Raw genomic sequence first — 17,167 nt, 5'->3', positions numbered from 1 at the left:
CCCGAGCCTATTACAGGTTCGTTATACCTTGTTTAGCATCCTATAAGAGCCTTGTTACTCTCTGAGGGAATCCCAATTCAAAATTGGAAAGATAGAAACGAAAACAGCCGGCACATTGCTGCACCGGCTGCTCTTCATCAATAAGTAAATTTATCGGGCCTCTTCTAATGTCACTTTGGCCCACTTGCAGATTCCTCCTAGCGGAGGATTGAACTTGTACACATTTATTTTGATGGACTGCACAAAAGGGAACCGATCATAGATTTTGTCGATGATCCGGTGGCCCAGGTGCTCCAGCAGGCGGGCCGGGACTTTCATCTCTTCCAGCGCCAGCGCATACAGCACTTCGTAGTTCACGGTTTCCCCTAATTCATCACTTTCGGCGGCGCGTCTCAGATCGGTTTCAATGAACAGGTCGATGCCGTACTTATTGCCGATCTTTTGCTCCTCGTCGTAAAAACCGTGGAAGGCGAAGAACTCCATCCCTTCCAGTGCAATCTGTCCCATTCGCCCTAAACTAGCCAATCTCGTCAAAAAAAGAACTTGCCGTTTTTGGCTGTCGGTTCTGCGCCCAGTCTGAAAGGCTATTGCGCGAAGGCTCTGTCATCGGCGGTTGAATCTCCGGTTGATCAGGTTTTACAGGCTGAATTTCCGGTATAGGCTGCTCAATTTCCGGAGCAGGTATAGTACCCGGGTAGTCTGGCTTTGGCTGCTCGATCTCCGGAGATGGCACATTTGGCACTGGCGTTACCGGGTTCGGGATTTCCGGGTGCGGCTGTGTCACGTCCGGGGCCGGATCGCCAAGTGGCTCGTAGCCAGCAGTGCTGGCTATGGCAGGTATAGCAGTTGCTGCAGTGGCCGTAGCCTCTGGCAGTTGTATTGTTCGGTTTGTTGTCGTTTCCATATCTTTCATGTTACGCAGCAGCTCGGGCTGTTCTACCCGAAGTTCGGCCGCTCTTGAAAGAATACTGGCAGTACTGGTTTTAGGTTTTGACTTTGTCTTCTCGGCTTTCTCCAGCGCCTCATTCGCCAGGTTACGCAGGTCACGCACCATGCTCTCCAGGTACGACTCCATACGCTGGTAATCCTGCTCCAGGGCTTTTACCTCCTGCTGCATTTCGCTCACCATACGCTCGGCCTGTTTCTGGCTGTCCTCCAGCACCACGCGAGCCTGATTGCGGGCTGTATTCAGCAATTGGTCGGCCTGCAACTGCGCCTCGCGAATCTTAAGTTCCGACGATTTGTTAGCCTGCTCCAGTATAGAGTTACCGGTGTCTTCGGCAGTTTTCAGTGTTTTGTATAAAGAAGATTCCACCTCACGCAGCTTCTGCGTCTCACGATGAGCCGATTCCAGCTTGCCGCGCAGGTCTTTGTTCTCATCGAGCAACTTTTCCCACTGCTGCGATAAGGTCAGCAAAAAAGCATTTACTTCGTCCTTGTCAAGCCCTCTAAATGCCTTCTCAAATGTTTTTTGTCTGATTTCTAAGGGTGTAATCTTCATGATCCAAACTGAATTTTATATCCCACACCGAAATGGTGCGGTCATCACTACACGAAACTAACTGATTCTGATGAGCCGACCAAAATAATTTATTGACCGAGGTGCCGTGGCTCGCATTTCGGACTTTATCAATAACCTTGAGCAGCTTAAAGGTTTGCGCGTCCCACACTTTTATGGACTTATCCATGCTGCAGGTCGCAAAATAGCGTCCGTCGGGGCTGTAGGTTATGTGATTGACGGTATACATATGGGCGATCACATAGCCGCGTTCCTTGTATTTTTCCTGTACCTGCCATACCCGCAGGTGGGCATCGCGGCCCGCAGTGAGCAATTGAGAGCCATCCGGAGAGTAAACGACTGTAAACACGGAGTTGGTATGCGCGGGCAGTTCATACTTCATCTCCATTGTGCCGGCATCGAATATGCGCACCAGATGATCACTATACCCGGCGGCCAGCTCGTTGGTAATTTTATTGTAGGCAAGGCAGCGCACACTCTTGTCCGATTTACGTACCATGCTGCGCAGTTCAAAGTCTTCAGCCCCGATCACGGCTATACCTCCGTTGCCCATCCCCACGTATACCTGGCCTGTTTCCGGCACATAGGCAATGTCGAAAATCGCCACCTTGGGTAGCGCCACAGATTTATGGATGGCTTTGCTCTTCAGGTCGATGATCTGCAGGCCTTCCTGGTTCTGCCCGATCAGGAGCAGGTTGCGCTCCGGCATCAACCGCAGGGCATATACCGACGTGGTGACATTCGCTACCAGTTCACCGTTATCGGGCTGGTTCAGGTCCCAGGAAGCCACCATACCATCGCTGCCCGCCGAATAAATGGTGGCAGGTGCAGCACCGCCTTCCAGGGTATACACACAATCGCGGTGGCCTGTCAGGGTGGCGACTTTCTGTACTTCTATCTTGCTAGCCATCTGTACTTGGTCTGTTACACTTAATTTTAGTTAAATTTACAACAAATAACGCAGCGAACCCATCCGTTGCTTACCAAAAATTACCGCCATGCCCCTGCTCCAGACCCGCGAACTTGATTCCTATACCCTGCTGGGTGTGTGGCTTCTTGACGAAGCCCCGGATGCATTGCGCCTACTGCTGCCGGCCCATCTTATACCTGACGAGAGCCTGCAACTGGCACACCCAAGACGGCAGCGCGAATGGCTGGCCAGCCGTGCGCTTACTTACCAACTGTTGCAACATTTCACCAGCGAGCCCCTGCCTTTGTTACGCGACGCCACAGGCAAACCCGTGTTTGCAGGCACTGAATTTCAGCTCTCCATTACGCACTCTTCCCGCATGGCTGCCGTTATACTATCTGAAAAGTATGATGTTGGCATAGATATTGAACTAGTAAGCGCGAAGGCGCTGCGGGTAGCCGACAAGTTCTTGACTGATCAGGAAAAGGTTTATACCGCTGACGATGAACAGCAGACTTGTCTGTACTGGAGTGCCAAAGAAACTTTGTACAAGATGTACAGCCAAAAACGACTTATTTTTAAGGAAAACTTATTGGTGGAGCCTTCTCATAGCCCTGAAAACAACTTATTGCAGGGACATGTTATTACCGATAATTTTTCTAAATTGTACCAGATCCATCACGAAGTGCTTCATAACCACGTACTAACTTATAGTGTGGATCGTTGATACTCCTTACACTCACCTAAACAAACAAACATGAAATATCTGGCTTCTTTAGTCGTAGCATTCCTGGTCACGGCCAGTGTATTTGCGCAGGGCAGCTACCAGTTGGGCAGTAAAGTGGCCGACTTCTCGCTCAAAGACGGGCAGGGAAATGCTGTATCGCTTAGCAATTTTGCCGATAGCAAGACTGTGGTTGTGGTATTTACGGATAACAAATGTCCTTACGCCAAACTCTACGAAAACCGATTGGTTACTATGTCGAGTACGTATGCGGCGCGGGGCGTGCAGTTCATCTTCATTAATCCGGGTGTTGGTGCGGGCGAAGGCAGCGATACCATGCAGGATCTGGCGGCTAAAAACTACAGTTTCCCATACCTGGCAGACGAAGGGCAGCGCATCAGTCAGAAATTCGGGGCTACTAAAACCCCGGAAGTATTTGTGCTGCACAACATGGGTGGCGAATTCGTGCTGAAGTATAAAGGCGCTATTGATGACAGCCCACAGGTAGAAAGCGGCGTACGCAGCAATTACCTTAAAACCGTAATTGACGATGTGCTGGCGAATAAAAACATCAGCACAACCGATAAACGCGCGACAGGCTGTATGATCAAGCGCTATTAATCGTTACGCTATACCTGGCATCTTTCTGAAACGGGAAAGCAGTCCTATACCTGGAGTTGATAAAACATGGATCATCCCGAACTTTGAGTCAGGGATAGAAAGAGCAGATTCCAGAGGTTGGCCAATGCCAACCGGATTCGGTAAAGCGGTGTGGGGGTTTTCCTGCACCGCTTTCCTGTTCTATGGCAGCCCTGCCGCAAGAGATTGGAGATCGCCTCACGGAGCTCTTTGTCCAGCAGCGAGAGCAGGAAGGCATACACCAGGGTGACGATCTGCAAAAGCTTCATCCTATTGTCCCAGAACCAGAGGCGGCAGCTCTCCATGCCCATCTCCGATTTGTTGAAGCGGAAAGCCTGCTCCACCTGCCACCTTCTGGCGTAGGCAAAGACCAGGCGCCAGGCATCCCGGTCCGTGTGCACCTCCTCGTTTGTGAGCAGGTACCAGGGCGGGCGGCCCTTTTTGCCCGGCCGGCAGATGATCAGCGTCAGCGGCTGGTCGGGGTAGTCGGGGTGCAGGCAGCGCATCCACACCAGGCTGCGGCGGTAGGTGAGCTGGCGCACCATGTCGCGCACTACTTTGGAGGAGGTGGCTTTCTTGCCCACCGAGAAGCGGTAGGCATTCTTCAAAAGCCCCTTCACGTCCAGCAGCTTGTAATTTGAGGGCCAGCGCAGCAAAAAGCGATCCGAGCGGGCCAGCAGCAGGCCCAGCCACCTGGCCGAGGCGTAGCCGCGGTCAAAGACATGCAAGACGGCCTTGCCGAAGGTTTCCCTGGCCCATAACAGCAGCCAGAGGCGCACCTGGGCCAGGGAGGTGGCCTGCTCGCCCCGGCTACTCCACCAGGCAAAGCGGGCCAGCTGCGGGGCCTGCCACAGGCCGCAGCACAAGAGCCCCACCCACCGCAAGCCCGGCACGTGCACCGGCTGGCGGGTAGGGGGATCATAATAGCCAGGCTTGATTCTGAGCGCCCGTTTGGCCTTTGTGCTGCGCACGGCGCACAAACCCTGGCTTTTGATACGCTCTGTCTTCTCCTGCACGCTCTCGTCCCAGAGCAAGAGGGGCAGCTCAGGGGCTTGCTCCAGGAGCCGCTCCACATACTGCCGGGCCCCTTCGGCCAGATAGTCGGCGATCACCTGGGAAGACCACTTCTTGCTTCGGAGCAAATTAGAGAGGCGCTTGGTGCCGGCAGGGGCCTTGCCGGGCGAGAGCAGCACCCCGCCCAGTTCCGAGAGCAGCAGGCCCGAGGAGCGGCTGCGGTGGCGGATCAGTGCCTGACAGAGCCCCAGAAACGTTGCCACCAGGCGCCGGTCCAGCAGCTTGTCGAGGGTGAGCAGGAAAGGGGAAAGAAAATCTTCGAGGCGGCGGGAGAAAAAACGGGCCTGGGAGAGAACCTCAGCCTGGGAAGATGCGTTTTTAGAAGTAGGAAACATAAGAACCTCCTGTTTTTAAATGGTCATACAACCACAAAACAGGAGGTTTTCCTTTTTCATCCCATTCCTAAACTCCGGGATGTTTCATGTTTATACCTGAACGCTCAGCGCTTATACCGTCGGATCCTCGTCCGTAATCGCCGTTAGTAGTTTTGTTACTTCGGTTGCCTTTTCCAGGTCATTGGTCTTTTCGAATGAAAATGCCAGGTTGCGCAGCGCTCTTTTCACAATCTCGATGTTAGAGCATGGTTCGTAGAAAATATCTACCGGGTTGAGGTTGAGCTGCACGATGTAGTTGTCGATGTCTGCTTTCGAGAGCATCAGGCCTTTGTTGTACACATTGATGTAGAACTGCACCTCACCTAGTTTATAGGTCAAAATAAATAGATTTGGCAGGTTCACACCATAAACCGGCATTCCTAACCGTTGCGCAATGGTCATGTAGATCACACAAAGCGTCAGTGGGTTTCCCCGCCTTGTTTCCAGCGCCAGGTGCATCATGGAGTTAGACGGAGAGTGAAAGTTCTTGGTATTGGCCGAGAACTTCTTTTCACGGAAAAGCGAGTTGTTCAGCGACTTCACCTGGTCATAAGGGTGCATATTCTCCTTCATGTTCGTCCAGGCGTCGAAGTACAACTGATCCAATCCTTTCGATAAGGTAGCCAGTTCAGTGTCCGGGTACAGGTAGGTATTCACGAGCCACATGCCCTCTACCAGGTCCTGTCCTCCACGCTCTTTCCAGTCCTTGATGCGCTGCAAAAGCCCGTCAAACTGCAAACTATGGATCAGGTCTTCTATTCGCTTCTGCAGGTCCGAGTTCAGAGTTTCCTCCCACTCTTCTTCCAGAAACGGAATAATGCTCTCCCCCAGCGACACAATCTTCTGCTCTACGTGCGATGCGACCTCATAATCTATATCATCCAACAGCGAGATCATCGCCTTTATCTCCTTCTTTGTCAAAATAATGCAAAATGGTTAAAGCGTAATCAATAATAATTGAAGAGCACGAATGCCACAATCACTTGCAGCCCCGCCCTTCTTAAGACTAACCCCCGATTCTTCCGGAAGATTTCAGAACGTAAAATATAATCCAATTTATTTCTACGTAAGTCCGCTGTGCACTGCCGAAGCTTTTCTTTCCCAGTTAGATTTTAGTATGGTCAACTGAAGCCATAACCATTCTAACGTTCGAACTGAATCCGGCTTTGTCAGACAGGTATAGGGATGGAGGAACAATTGCTTAGTAACCATACCTCCAGCACGCGTTGATTCTTAGGTTTGGATAACACCTACATTATACGGTTTCTCGATCGGAGCATGATTAGCGGCTTCTATACCCATCGAGATCACCTTGCGGGTTTCCAGCGGATCGATGATGCCGTCGACCCACAAACGGGCTGCCGCATAGTACGGCGAGAGTTCCTCATTATACTTGGCTGTGATGCGTTCGAGCAGTTCTTTCTCCGCTTCCGGGGTAATTTCCTCACCTTTGGCTTTCAAGGCTGATACCTGAATTTGCAACAATGTATTAGCTGCCGCTGCACCGCTCATAACCGCCAGTTGCGCCGATGGCCAGGCGTAGATCAGACGCGGATCATAGGCCTTGCCGCACATAGCGTAGTTGCCGGCACCGTAGCTGTTACCCAGAATGACTGTAAATTTCGGCACGACAGAGTTGGCCATGGCGTTCACCATTTTTGCGCCGTCTTTAATAATGCCGCCGTGCTCGGCCTTGCTGCCCACCATAAAGCCAGACACATCGTGCAGGAACACCAGCGGAATCTTCTTCTGGTTGCAGTTCATGATAAAGCGGGCTGCCTTGTCAGCTGAGTCGGAGTAGATCACGCCGCCCATCTGCATTTCGCCTTTTTTGCTCTTCACGATCTTGCGCTGGTTAGCCACTATACCTACCGCCCAGCCATCGATCCGGCCCAGTCCGCAGATCAGCGTCTGACCATAGAGGTCTTTGTAAGGCTCAAATTCGGAGTTATCAACCAGGCGATGGATGATGTCCATCATGTCGTAAGGCTTGGTGCGATCGGCTGGCAGCATGCCGTAGATTTCCTTTTCGTCCAGTTTCGGAGCAGCAGGCTCCACGCGACTGAAGCCAGCCTTCGGGTTATCACCCAGCTTATCAAAAATGGTGCGGATATGATCCAGCGCTTCTTTATCGTCTTTGCACTTGTAGTCGGTAACGCCTGAAATCTCGCAGTGGGTAGAAGCTCCGCCCAACGTTTCGTTGTCGATGCTCTCGCCAATAGCTGATTTCACCAGGTATGAGCCACCCAGAAATACGGAGCCTGTACCTTCCACGATCAAAGCTTCGTCGCTCATGATCGGCAGGTAAGCTCCACCGGCCACACAGCTACCCATAATCGCGGCAATCTGCACAATGCCCATGGAACTCATCACAGCGTTGTTGCGGAACATGCGCCCGAAGTGCTCTTTGTCCGGGAAAATCTCGTCCTGCATCGGCAAAAAAACGCCGGCACTGTCCACCAGGTATACGATCGGCAGTTTGTTCTCAATCGAGATCTCCTGTGCTCTCAGATTTTTCTTAGCTGTGATCGGAAACCAGGCACCGGCTTTCACGGTCGCGTCGTTAGCAACCACTACACACTGACGGCCTTTGATGTAACCTATTCCTGTCACCACGCCGCCGCTCGGGCAACCGCCAACTTCTTCGTACATACCTTCGCCGGCAAAGGCGCCTACTTCCAGAAACTCGGTTCCTTCGTCGAGCAGGTAGTCAATGCGTTCACGAGCTGTCATTTTACCTTTGGCATGCTCTTTTGCGATGCGCTTTTCGCCGCCGCCCAGGTGTACTTTTTTCAGTTTGCTTTTCAGCTGGAAACTCAGCTGTTTGAGGGAGTCTTCGTTCTTATTGAATTCGATATCCATGAAGGGGTTATTATAAATAAGGGGACTACTTACAATGAAAAATCCGCTTTAAGGGCGGATTTCACAAATATACAATTTTTATAAGATGCACTATTGCCTTTTTGTGGTATCAACAGGCACTACCTTCACAGAGTCAGGCGCCGGTTGGTAGAACTTGTCCGGGTTCTCATCCTGTAGCTCTTTTACTTCCTCCAGCGTGATCACGCGACCCGTGGCATCCACTTTATACCTGTCTTTGCGACCGATAAGGGAGAACTGCACATAGCGTTTCGGATAGGCTTGTATATCGCGCAGCAGCAGATTGAGTGCTTCTGTAGAGCGGTTCATGTTCTGATATAGTTGCTCGTCGTTCATCAGACGGCCCAGGGAGCCCTCGTTGGAGTTGAGCTTTGCAATCGTATTCCCCAGTTCGTTCACAGTTGAGTTGGCGTCGCGTACCAGTTTGTTTATCTCCACGCGCTTCAGCGTATCCGTTATCTCCGCCATATTCAGTGTAAGGCGGTCGATGTTACGCTGCGTTTGCTTCAGGGCCAAAGTCAGTTCGCTCAGGTTGCCTGTGATCTGGTTGATGTTGCGCTGGTTCTCCCGCAGAATCTCGTTCACCATCTCCGTCGTTTTATTCGAGTTGGCCAGTATCTGCTGCAGGTTACCTTTTGCCTCGCTGTCGAGGAGGCGGTTGACGCGGGCCAGCGTGGTGTCTACCTTATCGATTACCGGCACCGACTTGGAAGAAAGCATGTCGGTAATGCTGGTTTCTTTGAAGGCGATCAGTTCTTCGCCACCATTGTAAGGTTTGCCGCTATTGCCCAGGTACAGCGTAATGGCTTTGCTACCCAAGAGGTCGGCGTTACCCAGACTGGCAATAGTCGAGTCCCCGATCTGCAGGTCCTTGCGGACTTCAACGTCCACGCGTACCATGTTAGCACGATCCGTGAGCAGGCGCAGTTCCTTTACATGGCCAACCTGTATACCATTCAGAAACACGGGATTAGAAATGGTCAGTCCATCCACATTGTCATAAACGACATAGTAGGTATTGGATTTGGAGAAGATTGTGGATCCTTTCAGGAAGTCATACCCGAAATATAGTATTACAATTGCTGCTATACCTAGCAGGGCAACCTTAATTTCCTTTGATATTTTCACGTAGGTGAGTTTGCGTTATGCATTAGTTCATGGCTTCAAGCTCTTGCTTGTATTCCTTGAAGGCACGATATATACCTGATGCCATATACGTCTGACCGGTTTTATCGTTAAGGAATTTTTCTTCGGCAGGGTTTGTAAGGAAACCTGCTTCGATCAGCACACTTGGCATGTAGGATTTCCAGAGCACCAGAAAACCCGCTTGTTTCACACCGCGGCTCGTGCGGCCGACACGTGTTTTAAACTCATTTTCTACTTTCTGGGCAAAGCGCAGACTATTTTCGATGTAGGCACTTTGGTGCAGCGCGAACATGATGTGGCTCTGTGGTGAGTTCGGATCAAAACCACCGTATTTTTCTTTGTAGTCGTCTTCCTGTAGAATAACAGCGTTTTCGCGCTTGGCAACGGCCAGGTTGTTATTGGAGGTATGGAGCCCCATAGTATACGTCTCAGTACCGTAAGCAGCAGGAGGTCCGGCATTAAGGTGAATGGAGATAAACAGGTCTGCGTTGTTTTTGTTTGCAATTCCGGCCCGGTCGATCAGTTCTACAAACGTGTCGTCCTTACGGGTGTAAACAACTTTCACGTCGGGCACGTTCTTCTCAATTAACCCGCCAACCTGCAGGGCCAATTTTAGGGCTACATCAGCCTCATGCGAAACTTTGCCGTTACAGCCTATGTCTTTGCCGCCATGACCCGCATCGATTACCACTGTTCGCAGCTTGTATGCCTCGCGGAATTCGAGCTTGCTGGAAGAGAGTAGAAGTAAACTTAGGGCCAGAATTGAAATAGTAACAATATTTCTCACAACGCTCGTTAGTTAAAAGCTAAAACAATAACTTTGTACAAAATAAATAAAACTTTAGGGAAGTCTGAAGAAGTTGCGCTACATTTTAATCTTTTTGCTGCTGGTGCAGCTCGCCGTACTTTCTGCCCAGCCTGTACTGGGCCAAAGGTTACGTCGTGCGCCCGGTACTGCTACACCAAAAGACACTGTCAACATCTCTCCACCTCAGGATTCGCTTGTGACCACGGCACCCCAGGGCGACATCGAGACCACAATCAATTACTCTGCCAGAGATTCCATTCTGTTTGAAGTAGACCGCAAAGTAGTGCATCTGTACGGAGATGCCAAAATTGATTACGGTACCATGGAGCTTTCCGCGGCGTACATCCAGATCGACTACGACCTCAACACCCTGACGGCTACGACACTCGCTGACTCAGCGGGCCAGGAGACTGGTACTCCGGTATTTAAGGACGGCGCGGAAAGTTACGCTGCTAAGCGCATTGCCTATAACTACAAGACCAGGCGTGGCCGGATCTCTGAAGTAGTAACGCAACAAGGCGAAGGGTATATACATTCCGAGGTGGTGAAAAAAAATGAAGCGAACGAAATTTTCGGTCTGCACAACAAGTACACCACCTGTAATCTGGAGCACCCGCACTTCTACATCAGTGCCGGCAAGATCAAAGCTATACCTAACGACAAGATTATGTCGGGTCCGTTCAACCTCGTGATCGCTGATATACCTACGCCGCTCGGCTTTCTGTTTGGCCTCTTCCCTACACCGAAGAATCAACGCTCATCTGGTGTGATTGTGCCGACCTTCGGCGAATCGCGTGCGCGGGGCTTTTACCTGAGCAACGGGGGATACTACCTGGCCCTCAATGACTACATTGGCACCCGCATCACCGGCGACATCTATTCATTGGGCGGGTATAAGGTGACTGTAGACAATACGTACATCAAACGCTACTCGTACCGTGGCAATCTAAACATCAGCTACGATTACTTTAAAAATGACGAAGCGGATGTGGCTGACCCGAACCGCTCTACGAACAGTCTGGCCGGTCTGCCGCCTACTCAGCGCACGGCTTTCATTAACTGGTCGCATAGTCCGGTGCAGAAACCGGGTCGCGGTCGCTTTTCGGCAAACGTGCGTGCTGGTAGCAGCCAGCACAACCGCGTAAACTACAACAGCCCGAACGAATACCTGGCCCCGACCTTTAACTCTACCATCACTTACCAGAAGAACATACAGAACTCCCCTTTTAGCTATACTGCTACGCTGAGTCAGGGCCAGAACAACGGTGGTTTTACAGAAGACGGCAAACCGCAGCCTACCATTATGCGCTTCACGCTGCCGGACCTTAACTTTGCCATGACGCAGACGAGCTTGTATGAACTCTTCTCGAAGGAAGTGCCTACAGGCAAATGGTACGAAAACTTCACGTTCGGCTACAACGTGCGGGTTCGTAATGAGGTATCAAACCAGGTACAGGCCCGCAGGCTGGGTACTATTCCTGTAGTCAATGGCACAGAAACCGACACCTCTTTTGCGCTTAATTTAAACAACCTGGATCGCCTGTGGCGCAACGGACGTAAGAGCGCCGACCATAACTTCAGCATCGGGCTGGGTAACTACAAGGTGTTCCGCTTTTTCAACCTGACACCGAACGTAAACTACCGCGAGTCCTGGTTCGACAACAAACTGACCTATACCTACGACGAAGAGCAGCAGGCAGTGCGCATCGACACAGCGAGCTTTGGCAGGGTATACGAGTATGGGGCAGGCGCCTCTCTTAACACGACTGTGTACGGCACCGTGCAGTTTCCGAAGAGCAAGCGTGTAGAGGCCATCCGCCATACCATGATCCCGAGCATCAGCTACGGCTACCGCCCTAATTTCGGTGACGAGAGCCGCTACGGCTTTACGCAGACCACACAGGTAGCCATAGACTCACTGACAAACCAGCCGATCTTCCAGACGCTGCCTCGCTTCAATGGCAACGTGCCTTCAGGAGGGCTGGCTAGTAACCTGAGCATGCAGATAAACAACCGTGTGGAGATGAAAGTGCGCTCGCGCAGCGACTCTACAGAGGCTAAATCTGAAAAGGTGAGTTTGATCGATAACCTGAACATAGGGGCTTCTTACAACCTGGCTGCCGACTCGCTGCGCCTTTCTAATATTAACATCAGCATGAACACACGCCTGTTCAAAGTGTTTGATGTCAACTTTACGTCTACCCTTGATCCTTATCAGCTTAGTCCGGATGGCAACCGCCGCATCGACCGCTTTATGCTGGAGTCTCCTGGTTTTAAACTTGCCAGACTCACTAATGCGAACCTGAGTGTACGGGCCAACTTTAACCCTGAAGCACGGTCAACCAACACGCCACCGCCGACCAACCTGCCCGGTATGCTGAACCCGAATGACCAGTTCCTGCCGGACTATGTAGATTTCAACATCCCCTGGACGCTGAACCTGGACTACACGATCTTCTATACCGGGGGCACACCATTGAACCCGGGAACGATTACGCAGAACATTGGCATGCAGGGCACGCTTAACCTTACTGAAAAGTGGAAGTTTGGCTACATGGCCGGGTATGACTTTACGAACCAGAACATTTCCAACGCTAGCCTCGACATTTACCGCGACCTGCACTGCTGGGAGATGAGCATCGGCTGGCGACCTTTCGGCCAGATGCGCGGCTATAATGTAACTATCAACGCCCGATCTGCTTTGCTGCGCGATTTACGCCTGACCAGAAACAGATCAGGTATGAACTTCAGATAAACCCCGAACAGCCACACCAGCAAATTGGGTGGCTGTTTTTGCTTTGATTTTTATAATTTTGAATCAAACTCAAACCAGCATCCTATGTCTGTTCATAAAAGCGACGTAAAAAAAGTTACCACGCACCAGCTGCAGAATATGAAAGAGCGCGGTGAGAAGATCTCCATGCTCACGGCTTACGACTATTCCATGGCCACCATTCTGGACGCTGCCGGCGTAGATGTACTGCTTGTCGGTGACTCGGCCTCTAACGTAATGGCCGGCCACGAGACAACGCTGCCCATCACCCTGGACCAAATGATCTACCATGCCTCCTCGGTGATTCGCGGCGTGAACCGTGCCTTTGTGGTGGTGGACCTGCCTTTCGGCTCATACCAGGGCAATTCTTCGGAAGCACTGCGCTCTACTATCCGCATTATGAAAGAGTCAGGCGCGCATGGCATTAAGCTGGAAGGCGGTGCTGAAATTAAGGAATCGATTGTGCGCATCCTGAGCGCCGGCGTACCCGTGATGGGACACCTGGGCCTGACCCCGCAGTCTATCTATAAATTTGGCACCTATACCGTGCGGGCAAAAGAAGACGCTGAGGCTCAAAAGCTAATTGACGACGCATTGCTGCTGCAGGAACTAGGCTGCTTCTCGATCGTACTGGAGAAAATTCCTTCTGAACTGGCCAAACGTGTTGCCGAGAAGCTGGAGATCCCGATTATAGGTATAGGCGCAGGCCCGCACGTAGACGGTCAGGTGCTGGTGGTGCACGACATGCTGGGTATCAACAAAGAATTCAAGCCCCGCTTCCTGCGTCGCTACGCCGACCTGCATACCATTATGACCGACGCTGTGCAGAACTACGTGAAAGACATAAAGAGCAAAGATTTCCCGAACGAGAAAGAAGCGTATTAAATCATTTAGAAATTAAGAATTAGAAATGATATTGTGATTATTAGAAGCTCATACCATCAGGCAGGTATACAAGCTTCACCTTGCAAAATGGTGAGGCGTAAAACCACAATTTCTAATTCTTAATTTCTAATTAAACACAATGGCTTTTCTAGATGTTCTTTTTGAGGATAATCATGTGCTGGTGGTAAACAAGCCGGCTGGCTTGCTGGTGCATGGCGATGAAACAGGCGATGAATGTCTTGCCGACCTGGCCAAAGCCCACATCAAAGAAAAGTATAACAAGCCGGGCAATGTCTACATTGGCGTGGTGCATCGGCTCGACCGTCCGGTGAGTGGTGTGGTGTTGCTGGCCAAAACCTCAAAGGCCCTTACCCGCCTCAACGAACTCTTCCGAAGCAAAAAGACTGTAAAAACCTACTGGGCCATCGTGTTCAACCGGCCTGCTATACCTGAGCAGACGCTCGTGCACTGGCTCATTAAGGACAGCAGTCGCAATGTAACCAAAGCCTATGCCCGTGAAAACAAAAGCGGTCTACGCTCCGAACTGAGCTATCGTTTAGTCGGGCAACATGACAAAAATTATCTACTGGAGGTAAAGCCCGTTACCGGTCGTCCGCACCAGATACGGGTACAGCTGGCCTCCATGAACTGCCCCATTGTAGGAGACCTCCGGTATGGCGCCAGCAAGCCCTTGCCTGACAAGAGCATCGCGTTGCACGCCCGCAGCCTGCAATTTGAGCACCCTACCCTCAAAACCATGATTACCGCTACCGCCCCGCTCCCTGCTGCTACTATCTGGGCGCCGTTTAACAAATAGTGAGTAATGAATACTAAGTTCGACTAACTTATACCTTAGTTTAGCTCCCTACCTCAGGCATTCCTTATTCATTGATCGTTGTGCTCAGCTCATTGGACGATACTATTCCTCATTGTTCATCATTCATTATTTATCCGCTATTCATTCCTCATTCTTTATTAGCAAAAATTGATATTCATCATCTTTCTGAACTTTTATACCTGTTTTTATTATTTCTATAAAAACAGATCGTAATTTTGCGAAGGCTTAGTACCTACTTTTAGTACCGCTATACCTGAACCTGTAATAATCACTTCAACCTACTCATTGCTTAATGGCCATACTTATTTTCTTCGTAGTGCACTGGTACCTTTCGCTGTTCGTGCAGACGTTTTTCCTGCATCGCTATGCAGCGCACAAGATGTTCACCATGAATCCTTTCTGGGAAAAGGCTTTCTACCTGCTGACGTACATTTCGCAGGGTTCCTCTTTCCTATCGCCACGTGCCTATGCTATTTTGCACCGCATGCACCACGCCTTCTCTGATACGGAGCGTGATCCACACTCGCCGCATTACTCTAACAATGCGTTCTCGATGATGTGGAAGACCAAAAATATTTACAACGACGTGCTCAACCACCGCGTGGAACCGGAGCGCCGCTTCGATGGCGACTACCCGCTTTGGTCAGCTCTCGAAAAACTAGGCGACAGCTATTTCTCACGCATTGGCTGGGGTGTGTTCTATGTGATGTTCTACATCTCCTTCGCTACGCAGTGGTGGATGTTCCTGCTTTTGCCAATCCACTTCCTGATGGGCCCGGTGCACGGTGCTATCGTAAACTGGAGCGGACACAAGTATGGTTACCAGAATTTCGACAACAACGACAAATCACGCAACTCGCTTTTCTTTGATTTCCTGACAGGCGGCGAATTGTTCCAAAACAACCACCACAAACTGCCTAACCGTGTGAACTTCGGTGTGAAGTGGTGGGAAGTAGACCCAACCTGGCCTGTAATCTGGACACTGGATAAGCTGAGTATCATCAAGCTGAAGCCTGTGAAAGTAAAAGCAGCCAGACCACCCAGAGTAAAAGCCAACGCTTAATCATACAGAAAGCCCTTCGGAAACGGAGGGCTTTTTTGTTTGGTGTTGCCTGCCTAGTATTGGTAATCATTGTCATTTCGAACAAAGTGTGAAATCTGAACTCTTGAAATACCCCAGATCTCTCCATGCCGTCGAGATGAACTGTGTTAAAAAGCAATGCATTTAATATGTTTTTTCTAAGTAGAACTCTTGTTTAGTCGCCACGGCAAAGGCCTGGCGCAGGAGCTTGTTTACCACCGCAATCAAAGCCAGGCGCTTGGCCTTCCCCTTGGCCAGGAGCCGCTCGTAGAGCTCCCGGCAGGCCCGGTTGGCCTTGATGGCCGACCAGGAGCACACGTACAGCCCTGACCCGGCTCATGCCCATCTTGCAGATCCTGCTCCGGCCCCTGACGCTGGTACCCGACTCGTAGATCCTCGGGCTCAGGCCCAGGTAGCTGACCAGCTGCTTGTAGTGGGCAAAGCGGGTGAAGCCGCCGGTGATGACCACCAGCAACAGGGCGCTCTTTTTGCCCAGTCCTGGAATGCTGGTCACCTGCTCAAAGAGCTCCTGGTGGTGCTGTTTAATAAGCAAAAGCATCTGGGCCTCTATTTTCTCCACCTGCTTTTCGATGTAGTGTAGCGACTGCTCCAGGCTCTTTCTGGCCTGTCTATTCACTTGTGGGGCCGCTGCAAGGGCCTCCAGCTGGCGTCGGTACTGGTGCAGGGTCTTCTCCAGGCTCTCGGCCACCATCTGCAGCTGGCGTAGCTCCAACAGGTGTCCTGCCTCCGGCACCCAAAGCGCTGGCTGCTCAGAGAGGCCGTAGCGGGCGATCATCTGGGCATCCTTCTTGTCTGTCTTGGCCTTGTCTGTCTTGGCCCGGGTGAGGCGCATCTGGCAGAAGCGACGGATAGAGAGTGGGTTCACTACACTTACTTCTATCCCTTTGGCGTGCAGGTAGGTGGCCAGCTGCAGGTAATAAGGGCCTGAGGCTTCCATCACACAGCAGGCCTGTAGTCCCTGTAGAGCCTCGAGTAGCTTCCCAAAGCCCTTCAGGCTGTTGCTTAGCTTCAGGTGCCGGTACTTCTCTTGCTGGGGCAGGGCCACATCGAAGTAGTCCTTGGAGATGTCAATGCCCACATAGTGTTTGGCTTTTGCCATAGATTCCATATCTTTCCTGTAGTTTAAGAGAGTGAAAGAAGAAATCCTGCTCCACGGGGCTTATCAATCCTACATGCAGGCTCCTAAGGCCTAATGAACTGTTCAAGCTCTGGTGGAGAGGAGGGGGAAAAGGGACCAGCATCTCGAACGGTCTCTTAAGGGACCCATGAATCATCGCTGCCTTGCTCTTTTCCCCTTCTTCTTTTGCTTTAAAACTACCACTTCATCCTACAACTGGCAAGTCCTCTAAATTGTACTCCCAATCAACGCTTCAAAGATAGGATGACAGTTGTTGCGCGGCTTTGTACAATCTAACGTCATAGCTCCTTAGTCCTGCCTATACCTAAGCTTATACCTTACTCACTATACCTATTCCTTACTCATCGCCTACAGAGT

The 17,167-nt window shown here is 51.1% G+C and carries 15 protein-coding genes; 6 read left to right on the top strand and 9 right to left on the bottom strand.

Translation table 11 applies throughout. The features are described 5' to 3' along the window. Positions 1–150 precede the first annotated feature (150 nt). From folB to K3G39_RS15145, 3 genes are read right to left on the bottom strand one after another with little or no spacing between them, the layout of a single operon-like run. Positions 151–507, bottom strand: coding sequence for a dihydroneopterin aldolase (gene folB / locus K3G39_RS15155; protein ID WP_220627022.1), 357 nt, complete (start codon positions 505–507; stop codon positions 151–153). Between the two features lie 10 nt (positions 508–517). Next, complete coding sequence (locus K3G39_RS15150; RefSeq protein ID WP_220627021.1) at positions 518–1,501, bottom strand: DivIVA domain-containing protein; 984 nt, start codon at positions 1,499–1,501, stop codon at positions 518–520. After that, on the bottom strand, positions 1,461–2,429 hold the full coding sequence (locus K3G39_RS15145; RefSeq protein WP_220627020.1) for a WD40 repeat domain-containing protein: 969 nt from the start codon (positions 2,427–2,429) through the stop codon (positions 1,461–1,463). Before K3G39_RS15145 ends, K3G39_RS15150 begins: the two co-directional genes overlap by 41 nt. An 88-nt stretch (positions 2,430–2,517) precedes the next feature. Here K3G39_RS15145 and K3G39_RS15140 point away from each other — a divergent pair, with 88 nt between their 5' ends. Beyond that, the gene (locus K3G39_RS15140) at positions 2,518–3,156 is read left to right on the top strand and encodes a 4'-phosphopantetheinyl transferase superfamily protein (RefSeq protein ID WP_220627019.1); all 639 of its coding nucleotides are present in this window, start codon (positions 2,518–2,520) and stop codon (positions 3,154–3,156) included. Positions 3,157–3,186: 30 nt separating this feature from the next. Further along, positions 3,187–3,774 carry a thioredoxin family protein gene (locus tag K3G39_RS15135; RefSeq protein WP_220627018.1) on the top strand — a complete coding sequence of 196 codons (588 nt, stop codon included), beginning with the start codon at positions 3,187–3,189 and terminating at the stop codon, positions 3,772–3,774. Between the two features lie 71 nt (positions 3,775–3,845). Here the strand turns inward: K3G39_RS15135 and K3G39_RS15130 are convergent, their stop codons facing one another. The 5 genes from K3G39_RS15130 to K3G39_RS15110 all read right to left on the bottom strand — a co-directional run bounded on the left by K3G39_RS15130 (position 3,846) and on the right by K3G39_RS15110 (position 10,053). Then, complete coding sequence (locus tag K3G39_RS15130) at positions 3,846–5,201, bottom strand: transposase (protein WP_220627017.1); 1,356 nt, start codon at positions 5,199–5,201, stop codon at positions 3,846–3,848. 111 nt (positions 5,202–5,312) lie between these two features. Beyond that, on the bottom strand, positions 5,313–6,161 hold the full coding sequence (locus K3G39_RS15125) for a transglutaminase-like domain-containing protein (RefSeq protein WP_220627016.1): 849 nt from the start codon (positions 6,159–6,161) through the stop codon (positions 5,313–5,315). 312 nt (positions 6,162–6,473) lie between these two features. After that, a complete protein-coding gene (locus K3G39_RS15120; protein ID WP_220627015.1) occupies positions 6,474–8,102 on the bottom strand; it encodes an acyl-CoA carboxylase subunit beta in 1,629 nt (542 codons plus the stop codon). A gap of 90 nt (positions 8,103–8,192) precedes the next feature. Next, positions 8,193–9,248, bottom strand: coding sequence for an MlaD family protein (locus K3G39_RS15115; protein ID WP_220627014.1), 1,056 nt, complete (start codon positions 9,246–9,248; stop codon positions 8,193–8,195). 22 nt (positions 9,249–9,270) lie between these two features. Then, positions 9,271–10,053: an N-acetylmuramoyl-L-alanine amidase gene (locus K3G39_RS15110; protein WP_220627013.1), complete on the bottom strand. Its 783-nt coding sequence runs from the start codon at positions 10,051–10,053 to the stop codon at positions 9,271–9,273. Between the two features lie 73 nt (positions 10,054–10,126). On the opposite strand from K3G39_RS15110, the gene K3G39_RS15105 reads away from it, so the two are divergent. The 4 genes from K3G39_RS15105 (at position 10,127) to K3G39_RS15090 (ending at position 15,633) form a co-directional block, all read left to right on the top strand. Then, a complete protein-coding gene (locus K3G39_RS15105; protein WP_220627012.1) occupies positions 10,127–12,829 on the top strand; it encodes a putative LPS assembly protein LptD in 2,703 nt (900 codons plus the stop codon). Between the two features lie 84 nt (positions 12,830–12,913). Then, positions 12,914–13,732 carry a 3-methyl-2-oxobutanoate hydroxymethyltransferase gene (gene panB / locus K3G39_RS15100; protein WP_220627011.1) on the top strand — a complete coding sequence of 273 codons (819 nt, stop codon included), beginning with the start codon at positions 12,914–12,916 and terminating at the stop codon, positions 13,730–13,732. Between the two features lie 139 nt (positions 13,733–13,871). Then, complete coding sequence (locus K3G39_RS15095) at positions 13,872–14,549, top strand: RluA family pseudouridine synthase (protein WP_220627010.1); 678 nt, start codon at positions 13,872–13,874, stop codon at positions 14,547–14,549. A 313-nt stretch (positions 14,550–14,862) separates the two neighbouring features. Beyond that, complete coding sequence (locus K3G39_RS15090) at positions 14,863–15,633, top strand: acyl-CoA desaturase (protein WP_220627009.1); 771 nt, start codon at positions 14,863–14,865, stop codon at positions 15,631–15,633. 193 nt (positions 15,634–15,826) lie between these two features. Here K3G39_RS15090 and K3G39_RS15085 read toward each other — a convergent pair whose 3' ends face one another. Then, positions 15,827–16,780, bottom strand: a complete 954-nt coding sequence (locus K3G39_RS15085) for an IS110 family transposase (RefSeq protein WP_255594390.1) — start codon at positions 16,778–16,780, stop codon at positions 15,827–15,829. Positions 16,781–17,167: the final 387 nt, after the last annotated feature.

The sequence above is a fragment of the Pontibacter sp. HSC-14F20 genome (assembly GCF_019599265.1).
In the GTDB taxonomy this organism is placed as follows: Bacteria; Bacteroidota; Bacteroidia; order Cytophagales; family Hymenobacteraceae; genus Pontibacter.
The sequence above is the reverse complement of the archived record's forward strand: the minus strand, read 5'-3'. Positions and strand labels throughout refer to the sequence as shown.

Bases quoted from the DNA above. Each gene is read 5' to 3' on its own strand.
- K3G39_RS15085 (WP_255594390.1), bottom strand. From the start codon at position 16,780: ATGGAATCTATGGCAAAAGCCAAACACTATGTGGGCATTGACATCTCC.
- K3G39_RS15095 (WP_220627010.1), top strand. From the start codon at position 13,872: ATGGCTTTTCTAGATGTTCTTTTTGAGGATAATCATGTGCTGGTGGTA.
- K3G39_RS15120 (WP_220627015.1), bottom strand. From the start codon at position 8,102: ATGGATATCGAATTCAATAAGAACGAAGACTCCCTCAAACAGCTGAGT.
- K3G39_RS15090 (WP_220627009.1), top strand. From the start codon at position 14,863: ATGGCCATACTTATTTTCTTCGTAGTGCACTGGTACCTTTCGCTGTTC.
- K3G39_RS15150 (WP_220627021.1), bottom strand. From the start codon at position 1,501: ATGAAGATTACACCCTTAGAAATCAGACAAAAAACATTTGAGAAGGCA.
- panB (WP_220627011.1), top strand. From the start codon at position 12,914: ATGTCTGTTCATAAAAGCGACGTAAAAAAAGTTACCACGCACCAGCTG.
- K3G39_RS15145 (WP_220627020.1), bottom strand. From the start codon at position 2,429: ATGGCTAGCAAGATAGAAGTACAGAAAGTCGCCACCCTGACAGGCCAC.
- folB (WP_220627022.1), bottom strand. From the start codon at position 507: ATGGGACAGATTGCACTGGAAGGGATGGAGTTCTTCGCCTTCCACGGT.
- K3G39_RS15140 (WP_220627019.1), top strand. From the start codon at position 2,518: ATGCCCCTGCTCCAGACCCGCGAACTTGATTCCTATACCCTGCTGGGT.
- K3G39_RS15130 (WP_220627017.1), bottom strand. From the start codon at position 5,201: ATGTTTCCTACTTCTAAAAACGCATCTTCCCAGGCTGAGGTTCTCTCC.
- K3G39_RS15135 (WP_220627018.1), top strand. From the start codon at position 3,187: ATGAAATATCTGGCTTCTTTAGTCGTAGCATTCCTGGTCACGGCCAGT.